Annotated in this window: 10 protein-coding genes and 1 pseudogene; 7 read left to right on the top strand and 4 right to left on the bottom strand. The window is 65.6% G+C overall.

The features are described from left to right. Window positions 1–249, bottom strand: a pseudogene (locus tag RTN46_RS04370) (phosphoserine phosphatase SerB); the annotation flags it as partial. Window positions 250–385: 136 nt separating this feature from the next. On the opposite strand from RTN46_RS04370, the gene RTN46_RS04375 reads away from it, so the two are divergent. The 7 genes from RTN46_RS04375 to RTN46_RS04405 all read left to right on the top strand — a co-directional run bounded on the left by RTN46_RS04375 (window position 386) and on the right by RTN46_RS04405 (window position 5,684). Next, a complete protein-coding gene (locus RTN46_RS04375) occupies window positions 386–1,174 on the top strand; it encodes an ABC transporter ATP-binding protein (RefSeq protein WP_312179312.1) in 789 nt (262 codons plus the stop codon). A 14-nt stretch (window positions 1,175–1,188) separates the two neighbouring features. Then, window positions 1,189–1,989 (top strand): sulfite exporter TauE/SafE family protein, encoded by an 801-nt coding sequence (locus RTN46_RS04380; protein ID WP_312179314.1) that lies wholly within the window; start codon window positions 1,189–1,191, stop codon window positions 1,987–1,989. Further along, window positions 1,986–2,792 carry an RNA methyltransferase gene (locus tag RTN46_RS04385; protein ID WP_312179316.1) on the top strand — a complete coding sequence of 269 codons (807 nt, stop codon included), beginning with the start codon at window positions 1,986–1,988 and terminating at the stop codon, window positions 2,790–2,792. The genes RTN46_RS04380 and RTN46_RS04385 overlap by 4 nt, the downstream gene beginning before the upstream one ends. 85 nt (window positions 2,793–2,877) lie before the next feature. Then, complete coding sequence (locus RTN46_RS04390; protein WP_312179318.1) at window positions 2,878–3,741, top strand: hypothetical protein; 864 nt, start codon at window positions 2,878–2,880, stop codon at window positions 3,739–3,741. Window positions 3,742–3,868: 127 nt separating this feature from the next. Then, window positions 3,869–4,126, top strand: a complete 258-nt coding sequence (locus RTN46_RS04395) for a type B 50S ribosomal protein L31 (RefSeq protein WP_312179320.1) — start codon at window positions 3,869–3,871, stop codon at window positions 4,124–4,126. A 111-nt stretch (window positions 4,127–4,237) separates the two neighbouring features. After that, complete coding sequence (locus RTN46_RS04400; RefSeq protein ID WP_312179322.1) at window positions 4,238–5,308, top strand: biotin/lipoate A/B protein ligase family protein; 1,071 nt, start codon at window positions 4,238–4,240, stop codon at window positions 5,306–5,308. 43 nt (window positions 5,309–5,351) lie between these two features. After that, complete coding sequence (locus tag RTN46_RS04405; protein WP_312179324.1) at window positions 5,352–5,684, top strand: cupin domain-containing protein; 333 nt, start codon at window positions 5,352–5,354, stop codon at window positions 5,682–5,684. Between the two features lie 15 nt (window positions 5,685–5,699). On the opposite strand, the gene pepN is transcribed toward RTN46_RS04405, so the two are convergent. The 3 genes from pepN to RTN46_RS04420 form a co-directional block, all read right to left on the bottom strand. Further along, the gene (pepN, locus tag RTN46_RS04410) at window positions 5,700–8,312 is read right to left on the bottom strand and encodes an aminopeptidase N (RefSeq protein ID WP_312179325.1); all 2,613 of its coding nucleotides are present in this window, start codon (window positions 8,310–8,312) and stop codon (window positions 5,700–5,702) included. Beyond that, entirely contained in the window at window positions 8,275–9,975 is a 1,701-nt protein-coding gene (locus RTN46_RS04415) for a hypothetical protein (RefSeq protein ID WP_312179326.1), read from the bottom strand. The genes pepN and RTN46_RS04415 overlap by 38 nt, the downstream gene beginning before the upstream one ends. Before the next feature lie 87 nt (window positions 9,976–10,062). Continuing rightward, window positions 10,063–11,070: a putative sulfate exporter family transporter gene (locus tag RTN46_RS04420; RefSeq protein ID WP_312179327.1), complete on the bottom strand. Its 1,008-nt coding sequence runs from the start codon at window positions 11,068–11,070 to the stop codon at window positions 10,063–10,065. Window positions 11,071–11,111 lie beyond the last annotated feature (41 nt).

Raw genomic sequence — 11,111 nt, forward strand, 5'->3', positions numbered from 1 at the left:
CGCGGGAGCCGCACCGCCCGCCAGGGCAGCAGCGGCCGCCGCGGCCACGGCCTGGCGGAGAGCGTCCAGTCCGCCGCTGTAAGAGACGAAGAGCTTGGAGACCACATACCCGTCGCCGCCGTCGTTCTCGAGCTCCAGGATCCGCGCGCCAAGATCCACCACTGCCTGCTGGACGCTGCCGAGGTAGGCGTCGGCGAGCTCCCGCCCGTAGCTGACGACACTGTATTCCGGGAAACTCTCGGGGGGCATGCGGGTTCCGTTCTGGGTAGTGGTTCAGTGCTGGTTTAGGCGGGGACGGTCCGCTGGCCGGCCGATGGAACGGCCGGGCGGCCCGGCGGCGTAGCGTTTCGCCAACCCGCCTTTCTTTAGCCTAGTGTCTACTGCTATGAGTGATGTTCTTGAATTTGCCGGGGTAAGCGTCGTCAGGGGAGGGACGACCCTGTTGGACGGCGTCGACTGGCAGGTCCGGGAAGGCGAACGCTGGGTCATCATGGGACCGAACGGGGCCGGGAAGACCACTCTGCTGCAGATCGCCGGCGGCCGGATCCATCCCACCCGCGGAATGGCCGGGATCCTTGAAGAAGTCCTCGGCGCCGTGGATGTCTTTGAACTCCGCCCCCGGATTGGCCTGGCCTCAGCGGCCCTGGCCAACCAGATTCCTGAGCACGAAACCGTGCTGAACGTTGTCCTCACCGCCGCCTACGGCATGACCGGGCGGTGGCGCGAGAAGTACGACAAGCTCGATGAACGCCGCGCTTTCCGCCTCCTGCACGACTGGGGAATGTCCACCTACATCAACCGCCCGTTCGCTTCGCTCAGCGAAGGGGAGCGCAAGCGCGTGCAGATCGCCCGCGCCCTGATGACCGACCCCGAGCTGCTGCTCCTCGATGAGCCTGCGGCCGGCTTGGACCTTGCCGGCCGCGAAGACCTCGTGCAGCGCCTGGCGGCCCTGGCCTCCGACCCCGATGCTCCGGCCCTGGTCCTGGTCACCCACCATGTAGAGGAAGTGCCGCAGGGCTTCACCCATGCCCTGCTGCTCCGTGAAGGAGCTGTTGTGGCCGCCGGACCAATCGAAGAAGTGTTCACCGAGGAGCACCTGAGCACCGCGTTCGATCTGCCGCTCACCGTCCAGCGGGACAGCTCCGGCCGCTACACGGCCACCGCCCGGCGCTAGGATCCCACCGCCGCATGCTGCTGTCCTCCGCCGGGCTGTTCCATGATGCCCTCATCTTCTTCGCCGGGCTCTGGGCCGGAACCATCAACGCAATCGTCGGGTCCGGGACCCTGGTCACCTTTCCGGTGCTGGTTGCCCTCGGGTACGCCCCCGTAACCGCGACCATCAGCAATGCCATGGGGCTGGTGGCCGGCAACATGGCCGGCTCCTGGGGCTACCGGCGGGAACTCGCAGGGCTTAAGAGCACGCTGCTTCGGCTGCTGCCGGCGTCCATCCTGGGCGGAATCACCGGCGCCTGGCTGCTGCTCCACCTACCCGAATCGGTGTTCGGCACGGTGGCACCGTTCCTGATCGTGCTGGCACTGTGCTTCGTCATTTTTCAACCGAAGCTGCAGTCCTGGGTCCGGGCCCGTGCCGCCCGTTCGCAGGAACAGGGTGAAGAGCCCGATGCTTCCCGCCCGTCCCTGACACTGATCGTCCTGATCTACCTCGCAGGCGTCTACGGCGGGTATTTCGTGGCGGCCCAGGGGATCCTGCTGGTCGGGATCCTGGGCATTTTCCTGCACGGCACCATGCAGAACGCAAACGCCATGAAGAACATCCTGGTCCTTGGCGTGAACGTCGTGGCCGCCGTGTCCTACATGATCTTCGCCTTTGACCGCATCGTGTGGCCTGTTGTTGCCCTGATCGCGGTCAGCTCCCTGATCGGTGGATTCGTGGGCGCAGCAGTCGGCCGCCGGCTCTCCCCGGTGATCCTGCGTTCGGTGATCGTCGTCCTCGGCCTCGTGGCCCTCTGGTTCATGGTCTTCGGATGAGTCTTTACCGCCTGGAGTCCGCTGACGATCCGGCCGTCTCCGACTACACCAGGCTCACGGACACGTCGCTGCGCAGGCTCCGGGAGCCTGCCGAGGGCATGTATATCGCCGAGTCTTCGAAGGTCCTGCGGCGCGCCATCGACGCCGGCCACCGGCCCCGTTCCTTCTTCCTGGCCGATAAGTGGCTTCCGGACCTGCAGGACATCCTCGACCGCTTCCCGGAGGTCCCTGCCTACATCGGGACACCGGCCATCCTGGAGGAAATCACCGGCTTCCATCTCCACCGCGGGGCGCTGGCGGCGATGCAGCGGCCGGCACCGCTGGAACTCGCACCTGTCCTGGCTGCCGCCCGACGCATCGCCATTCTTGAAGACATCGTGGACCACACCAACATCGGCGCTATTTTCCGCTCCGCGGCCGCGCTTGGTGTTGACGCAGTGCTGGTCAGCCCGCAATGCGCTGATCCGCTCTACCGCCGGGCCATCCGGGTGAGCATGGGCACCGTTTTCCAAGTGCCGTGGCTTCGGCTGCAGGACTGGCCAGGGGCCCTCGCCGACCTGCGCTCGGCAGGGTTCACCACTGCGGCATTGGCCTTGGAAGAGGATTCCCTGACCCTGCAGGAACTTGGTGCCCGGCAGCACGAGCGGCTGGCCCTGGTCCTCGGGACCGAAGGCGACGGACTCTCCCGCGGCACGCTGGCGGAAGTCGATGTGACGGTCCGCATTCCGATGCAAGGGGGAGTGGATTCCCTGAATGTAGCCGCGGCCAGCGCCGTCGCTTTTTGGGAGTGCCGCGTTTTTTAGCGTCTCCGTACCCTTATCTTCCGGAGCAGCCGGTGCAACACTGGGCCGTGCATGATGCACATCCACTGATACCGGGGTCCTTTCGATGGTCAGAGCCGTCCCGCCGTTCCTGCAGCGGACCGCTGTCCTGTGCCTGGCGGCCGCGCTGCTGCCGGTGGCCGCTGCCTGCGGGCCGACGGCCGAGCAGCTGGAGTCCCGGCAGGCAACGCAGAGTCCCTCAGCGACCGGGACGCCGGCGCCCCAGGAGATTCCGGCACCCATCCCGGAGCCCGAACCCGAGCCGCCGGCGCCTCCACCCCTGCAGGTTGGCGTCAGCGGATCGCAGGCCGGAATGGCAGGGCAGGTACAGGCTGAGTGCCAGTGGCTGCTCCGCCGGGACACCGCCCCGTTCCCGGCAGCCGACGCCGGTGCCTGCGTCTCCGCGGCGATGGTCGCCGGCCAAGGGGCCAGGCAAAGCGTCACGACGATGGCCAGTTGGCTGCCGCCGGACACCTACAGCATGGATTTCCGCACCGCTCCCGGCTTCAGCATGGAACTGCGCAGCCCGGACGCCGGGCTGGAAATCACCATCGACGGAGACAGCCGCATCCTCCGTACAGGCGATGTGGCGGTGGCTGCCAACGCGGACGGAACTCCGGAGGAAGCCTATGCCGCCGTCCTCGTCGACGCCGCGGAGATCACCGGCAACCCGGAGCGCCTGCGCGGCCTGCTGGAATCCGCGCGGCCTGCCGTTGTTGACTACGAAGCCGATTTCAACGGCGTTCCGGCAACAAAGCTCACTGCCGTCATCGAGTCAACCGAGCCGGGGGAGTTCACCGGGGCTGTTGTGCTGATGCTTGATGATCTCTACCGGCCGCTGCTCATCGACTACTCCGGAACCACGCGCGGCATGGCTACCTCGATCCGGGCAGTGGTGACTGATTGGGGCAGCGGCAGCGTCCGGCGTTAGGCTGGGAGCGGCGTGTTTACGGTCAATGGCCTCTTTGCGCTAAGATTGAGTGTTGGCCAATTGGCCGTCAAAGCTTTTGAAACCCATTGTGCCTGGCAAAATCCAGCCACCTAAAGAAGGTATTACTGTGAAGTCTGATATCCACCCCAAGTACGCCCCGGTAGTCTTCCGCGACCTCGCGTCCGACACCGCGTTCCTGACCAACTCCACGGCCACGGCCACCAAGACGATTGAGTGGGAAGACGGCAACACCTACCCGCTCATCGAGGTGGAAATCTCCTCCGCATCGCACCCGTTCTACACGGGCAAGCAGCGCATCATGGACTCCGCTGGCCGCGTCGAGCGCTTCAACGCACGCTTCAAGGGCTTCGGCGGCAAGAAGTAGCATTACGCTTCGAAGGCTTCAGCCTAATATTGGAAGGTCCGTCCGGCATTGTCCGGGCGGACCTTTCATTTCGTCAAAGCAGTCCGGACGCTCTGTCCAAGAGGGGTAAGAATGAGGGAAGAACACGACAGCCGCCATGGGGAATACAAGGTGCCGGGCGGAAAGCTGGTCGTAGTGGACCTGCAGGTCCGCGACGGAGCCTTGGCCTCGGTCTCGCTCAGCGGAGACTTCTTCCTGGAACCGGACAGCGCCCTTGAGGAGATCAATGCTGCCCTGAACGGGCTGCCGGCTGACAGTACTGCCGAGCAGATCAGCACCGCCATCCGGGCGCGCCTGAGCCCCGATGCAGTGCTGTTCGGGTTCTCCCCGGAGGCCGTGGCGATCACCGTACGCCGCGCCCTGGCGAAGGCCACCAGCTGGTCGGACCATGAATGGGAGATCATCCCTCCCACGGCGCTCTCCACCCACATGCACGTGGCCATGGACGAGGTCCTGGCCGAAGAGGTTGGTGCCGGCCGGCGCAACCCCACCCTGCGCTTCTGGGAGTGGGAGACACCCTCGGTGGTGATCGGCAGTTTCCAGTCCCTGCGCAACGAAGTCGATCCCGACGGCGCCAAGCGCCACGGCGTGACAGTGGTCCGCCGCATCAGCGGCGGCGGGGCGATGTTCATGGAACACGGCAACGCCATCACCTATTCGCTCTACATCCCGCAGTCCCTGGTGGACGGCCTCAGCTTCGCTGACTCCTATCCGTTCCTGGATGCCTGGGTCATGGAATCCCTCGAACGCCTTGGCATCAAGGCCTGGTACCAGCCGCTCAATGACATTGCCACAGACCAGGGAAAGATCGGCGGGGCAGCGCAGAAGCGTCTTAGCTCCGGCGGAATGCTGCACCACGTCACCATGTCCTATGACATCGATGCCGACAAGATGGTCGATGTACTGCGGATCGGCAAGGAGAAACTCTCCGACAAGGGCACCCGGAGTGCCAAGAAACGGGTCGACCCGCTGCGCCGGCAGACCGGGCTCAGCCGGGAAGAGATCATCCGGACAATGATGGCGACCTTCGCGGAACGCTATGGAGCCAAAGAGGCCGGCATCACGGACACGGAAATGGAGCGGGCCCAAACGAAGGTCGTCGAAAAATTCGACACTTCAGACTGGATCAACCGGGTGCCGTAGCCACGGCTACCGCTGGCCGCGGCCTGCCCTTAGACTTCGCTGCATGGAAAAGAAGTCATTGACGGCGCTGGTCAGGAACCATTTGGAGACGGCCCGGCAGGCTTCCTCCGGGAGAAGCTCGGCCACTGTGTACGGGGGGCACGAGCACATTCTCCGGCAGACGGTCATCGCCCTGGCTTCCGGCTTCATCCTTGATGAACATGAAAATCCGGGCGAGGCGACCGTGATGGTCCTCAAGGGCCGGCTCAGCCTGAGTTCAGAGGGCACATCCTGGGAAGGATCGGCCGGAGACCTGCTGATCGTTCCGCAGGCCCGGCATTCCGTGACCGCCCTTGAGGACTCTGCCTTTCTGCTCAGCGTTGCCAAGCGCCCGTAGGCCTGGTCCCGAGACCTATCGTGCTGCAGCCTGTGCCTTGAGGGACCTCAGCAGGTGGTCCTGCTGCTCGAGGATGATCCTGCGCAGCGCCGCAGGAGCCCCCGGATTGGTCTCCAGCCATTCCTGGCCCAGTTCCAGCACCGGATGGTCGGCAGGAACCATGTGCGGCGGCAGGTCCTGCGCCGCCGGGTAGAGCCCGGCGACCACACGTGAAGCCAGCTCAATGCTCCGGCTGGCCCACACCCCGGTCAGCGACGCGAAGTAGTCACTGATGAAGGGATCCAGAAGGTCATGACCGCCAATGCTGAAGCCTTCGATGGTGGCTGAAAGCAATTCGTTGGAGAGTTCCTTCGTGTGAACGGCTGTTCGCCAGGCGTCTGCCTTCACCGCTGGATCGGGCAGCGCCGCGGCGGCCACGGTGTAGCCCACCCGTCCGGCCGCCGTGTTGTCGTTCCCGAGTTCGGCCTCGAGCTCCGCTGTCCCGGCCGATCCGGTCCCAGCGAGTGCCTGCCACAGCTTCCAGCGCAGGTCAGTGTCAACGGTGAGGCCCGGGTAGGAAACCTCACCGGAGAGAAGGCCGCGCAGCAGGGACTCATGGCTGGAGCTGCGCCGTCCGAGGGCAGCAGCGGCCCGCGCCCAGATGAGCTGGAGGTCGCTTCCCGGCACGGCGTCGGCCAGCTGGGCGGCGACGGCGGCAAAAAGCTGTGCACGCAGCTCACCGCGGATTTCCTGCGGGGCGTACCGCTCCACGGCAAAGCGCGCGTTTTCCAGCAGTGCCTGCAGAACCCCTGCGCCGGTTTCCGTGGGTGCGGTGCGGATGATTAGCCGGACGTAGTCGTGGGCTGACAAAACGCCGTCACGCACGCTGTTCCACAGCACTGACAGGCAGATGGCACGCGCCAGGGGATCACGAAGCCGCGGAAGGCTGTTCAGCAGGGTCGCGAGGGACACCGGATCAAACCGGATCTTGGCATAGGTGAGGTCTCCGTCGTTGGGGAGCAGGAGGGCAGGACGGTTCAGGCCCTCCAGTTCCGTCACCGGCGTGCGCCGCCCGGCGACGTCGAGCTCCACACTGCCGGTGCGTTCAAGCGACCCTTCCGGGGTGAAGTCGTACAAGCCCAGCCGCAGGCGGTGCGGCCGCGGCACCTGTTCGCCGCTCACCGGATCCGGCGCATCCTGGAGAACCGTGACGGTCTCCCAGGTTCCGTCGGGCGCCGTGACGGCGTCGATCTCCAGGACCGGCACACCTGCCGTTTGGAGCCACAGCTGCGACCACTGCCGCATGTCCCGCCCGGATGCCTCGCCTAGGACTTCGAGGAAGTCGTCAAGAGTCGTGTTGCCGTAGGCATGCCGGGCGAAGTAGGTCCGGGCGGCGTTGATGAACGCCTCGAAGCCGACGTACGCGACCAGCTGCTTGAGGACGGAGGCTCCCTTGGCGTAAGTGATTCCATCGAAGTTCTGCTTGGCGGCTTCGAGGTTCGGAATGTCGGCCACGATCGGGTGGGTGGTGGGAAGCTGGTCCTGGACGTAGGCCCAGGCCTTCCTCCGGTTGGCGAAGCTGACCCAGGAGTTCGTCCAGTCTGTGGCCTCGTCGACGGCCAGTGCGCCCATGTAGTCCGCGAAAGACTCTTTCAGCCAGAGATCGTCCCACCAGCGCATGGTCACCAGGTCGCCGAACCACATGTGCGCCATCTCATGCATGATGGTGTTGGCGCGGGCTTCGTACTGCGCCTCGGTTGCCTTGGCCCGGAAGACATACGCCTCCGTGAAGGTCACCAGCCCCGGGTTCTCCATGGCCCCCAGGTTGTATTCGGGCACAAACGCCTGGTCGTACTTGCCGAATGGGTAGGGGTGGGCGAAGAGCTGGTGGAAGTAGTCCAGGCCGCGCTTGGTCGTGTCGAAGATGCTCTCCGGATCGAAGAACTCCGCCAGTGATGCCCGGCAGTAGGCTCCCAGCGGGACCACCAGCTCCGTCCCGTTGGACAGGCCCATGGACCAGCTGTCCGAGGCCTTGAAGTACGGTCCGGCCAGCACCGTGGTGATGTAGGTGGAGATTCGCTGCGTGGGGGAGAAGTCCCACCGGCTCAGTGACCCGTCCTCCAGCGGCGTGCGGGCGGCTTCGACGCCGTTGGAGGCGACCTCCCAGTCCGACGGAGCATTGACGTGGAAGGTGAAGGATGCCTTCAAGTCCGGCTGTTCGAAGTTCGCGAAGACCCGGCGGGCGTCGGCCGGTTCGTACTGTGTGTAGAGGTAAGTCCGGCCGTCGGCCGGATCGCTGAACCGGTGCAGGCCCTCACCGCTGCGGCTGTACAGGGCGGTGCCCTGGATGGACACCGTGTTGGCTCCGGCCTGAAGGTTGTGCAGTTGGATCCGGGACCCCACCACGGTTTCCGCCGGGTCGTAGGACATCCCGTTCACAACGACGGCGTCCACACCTCCGTGGATGAAGTCCAGGAACGTGGAGGCACCCGCCTCGGAGCAGGAAAACCGGATGGTGCTGCGGGAACGGAACCCCGTGGCCGCCGGATCGGCGGCATTGCCCAGATCCAGGTCAACGTCATAGGAATCTACGGTCAGCAGGCGGGAACGGTCAGCTGCTTCTTCGCGGCTCAGGTTTTGGTTCGACACCCGTCCATTCAACCACCTTGGCCCCAGCTTCCACAGACTGCCCCGCCCGGCGAACGCTTCTCCGCCGGCCCGCCCACCCGAGTAGGCACTGGAGCGAGACCGCTCCCAGAACGATGAAATAGGGGACGTAAAGATAAAGGAAACGGGCCCGGCCCTCAGAGAACATCAGGAAGATCAACAGCCCCAGGAGACTCACCCGGGCAAGAACTGGGCCAACGGCTTCCAGTCGCGGATCACGGAGGAAGAGGGGCACCGCGCAGAGTGCCAGCACCAGGAACCACGTTCCCTGCCAGAGGGACATGAGGACCACAAAGCCCGGCCGTCCCGGGCCGTAGAAGTCCTGGACGCTTCTGCTGAGCGCATCCGTGGCCAGGAACGCATCCGCCGTCATCCGTCCTTCGCCCCAGCTGAAGAACGATCCGTCGCCGCTGATCCAGCGCAGCTTTGCATTCAGGAACCCCGCATAGCCAGCGGCCCCCATGGCTTCCACACGCTCACGGTATGCCTCCAGGCCGGCGTCGAAACGTTCCTCGGGATCCTCGATCGAAACCGTGGATTGGCGGTCCGCCTCGTTGTAGGCACCGTAGTAGTCTCCGTTGGGCCCTGGATACTGTTGGGCCCCAACCTTCAGGAAATGCGTTGGAGGGATGGCCAGCTGCTCGGCGGCGGCAGGATCATCGGAGAAGACGACTGAGTTTCCCCAGGCCTGGACCGCGGCATGCGTGCCGGCAAACGATCCCCCTGCCACGACCACGGCAAGGAGTGCAGCCGCAGCGTCCTTGCGCCATTCTTCTCGCCGGAGCGAGAACAGCACCACCAGCCCTGCGGCCACCAGGCAGATAAGGACCGTTGGTTTGATGCCGTATCCCACGGCCGCAGCAACTCCCGCCACTGCCCAGAGGAGAACCCGCACCGGCCAGCGGCATCTCAGCGCCAAGGCGAGGAGACAGAAAATGAGGATCGGAAACAGCAGCCCGGCCGTGTCCGAGTAAAAAACGGGAAGCCAGGGGGAAAGCAGGATGAGGAGAACCGAAGGAACCAAGGTGAGCCTTGCGGCCGGCCTGCCGCCAAGAAGCGCGCCCGCAGCATACGTCAGCAGCATGCCGCAGAAGAGGACAGCCGCGTTGAGGTAGGCAGCCGACTGGCGCAGGTCAGTAGATCCCATGGCCTGAGCCGTTTCCAGGAATCTGCTCAGCAGGAGCATCAGCAGCACGTTATTGGGGTTGATCTGGAAGTAGCTCACGTCCACGTCGCCCGGCGATTGGTCCGCCAGCGCCAGCGCGGAAAAGTACACCGGAGCCGCATCCCAGTCCGGTGGGAGCCGGACTGCATCTGCCACGCGGGCCTGACCGGCGAAGAGGGCTGACCAGCCCAGGACCGAGAGGAGGATCCGGAGCCACCGCAGTCCGGAGAGGACCGCATCTATCCTCGCCAGCAGCCAGGGAACGGCCACGGCGAGTCCGAGGACTCCCACACCGCAAAGCACGGCCGCCCACGTCTCATACCGGGAGATTCCGAAGGACGGCAGCACAAGGTTTGAGCAGAGCAGCCACAAGATGAGACCACACCACACCAGCCCGGCGATCCGGGGCAGCAAGCCGGCCTGCCGGAGGGTCGTCGCGGGACCGGCGCTGCGGCGCGTTCGAGGGCGGACCGCCGTCATATTGTCCCCCTGCCGCCGGCGGGCACTAAATACCCGGCCCTGAGTGAGCCAGATCCTAGCCGCGGCCGAAACGGGAAGACAAGCGTGTCAGCCCGCGGGAACCAGCAGCACGGCCAGCAGGAGCGACGCCGCGAGGATAATCACCCAGGACACAAGCGAGGCCGCTGCAGCCGGCCCCCCGGCCCGGACCAGGCTGCGGACGTTAACCGAAGCCCCCAGCCCAAAGAGCGCGGCGGCAAACAGAAGGTCCTGCAGCGTGGCGGCCACTTCCAGGAACGGTTCGGGCAGGATTCCCGTGGTCCGCAGCAGGACGGCGGCCAGGAAGCCCGCGACGAACAGCGGGATGAGGGGAGGCATTTTGCCCTCGGTGCCGGCAGTCCGGCGGTGATGGAGGCCGGCCAGCGCACTGACGGGTGCCAGCATCAGTACGCGGACCAGTTTCACGACGACGGCAAGGGCCAGGGCCGCCGTGCCGGCCGTCTGTGCTGTTGCCACCACCTGCCCGACGTCGTGGACCGCAGCGCCGGCGAGGAAGCCGAAGACTTCGGGGGACAGGCCAAGAGCTGAGGACAGGAGCGGCAGGAGGCCGATGGCGAGGGTCCCGAACATGGTGACCATTGCGACCGGGACCGCCGTCTGCTCCTGCCGGATCTGCCGGGCCGCGGAGACGGCGCCGATCGCGGAGACACCGCAGATCGAGAAACCCGCGGCGATCAGGACCGGTTCCTGGCCAGGCAGCCGGAACGCGCGGCAGATCAGGTAGGTCACGGCGAACGAAAATCCGACGAGCGCGATAATGAGCACCACCGCCAGCCAGCCCAGGCCGGCGATGTCTACCAGGGACACCTTCAAGCCCAGCAGCACGAGCCCCAGGCGGAGAAACTTCTTGGCGGCCAACGCCAGGCCCGGCCGCCAGCTTCCTGCCACCAGCGGAGCCGTCCCGGGCAGGTTTCCCGTCAGCAGTCCCAAGACCACGGCCGCCGTGAGGACGGGAACAGCCGGAAGCAGCGCGTGCAGGGCGAGGCAGAGCACTACGGCGCCGGCAGCTGCCGCAAGTCCGGGAAGGAACTTCGGGACGGAAGACGTTGATGGCATCAGTCCAGAATCCACCACCCGGGCAGGGCGGTCCAACTCCG

Origin of the sequence: Arthrobacter sp. (genome assembly GCF_031988865.1) — a bacterium.
Lineage (GTDB): Bacteria > Actinomycetota > Actinomycetes > Actinomycetales > Micrococcaceae > Arthrobacter_B.

Bases quoted from the DNA above. Each gene is read 5' to 3' on its own strand.
- RTN46_RS04375 (WP_312179312.1), top strand. From the start codon at position 386: ATGAGTGATGTTCTTGAATTTGCCGGGGTAAGCGTCGTCAGGGGAGGG.
- RTN46_RS04380 (WP_312179314.1), top strand. From the start codon at position 1,189: ATGCTGCTGTCCTCCGCCGGGCTGTTCCATGATGCCCTCATCTTCTTC.
- RTN46_RS04385 (WP_312179316.1), top strand. From the start codon at position 1,986: ATGAGTCTTTACCGCCTGGAGTCCGCTGACGATCCGGCCGTCTCCGAC.
- RTN46_RS04390 (WP_312179318.1), top strand. From the start codon at position 2,878: ATGGTCAGAGCCGTCCCGCCGTTCCTGCAGCGGACCGCTGTCCTGTGC.
- RTN46_RS04400 (WP_312179322.1), top strand. From the start codon at position 4,238: ATGAGGGAAGAACACGACAGCCGCCATGGGGAATACAAGGTGCCGGGC.
- RTN46_RS04405 (WP_312179324.1), top strand. From the start codon at position 5,352: ATGGAAAAGAAGTCATTGACGGCGCTGGTCAGGAACCATTTGGAGACG.
- RTN46_RS04415 (WP_312179326.1), bottom strand. From the start codon at position 9,975: ATGACGGCGGTCCGCCCTCGAACGCGCCGCAGCGCCGGTCCCGCGACG.
- RTN46_RS04420 (WP_312179327.1), bottom strand. From the start codon at position 11,070: ATGCCATCAACGTCTTCCGTCCCGAAGTTCCTTCCCGGACTTGCGGCA.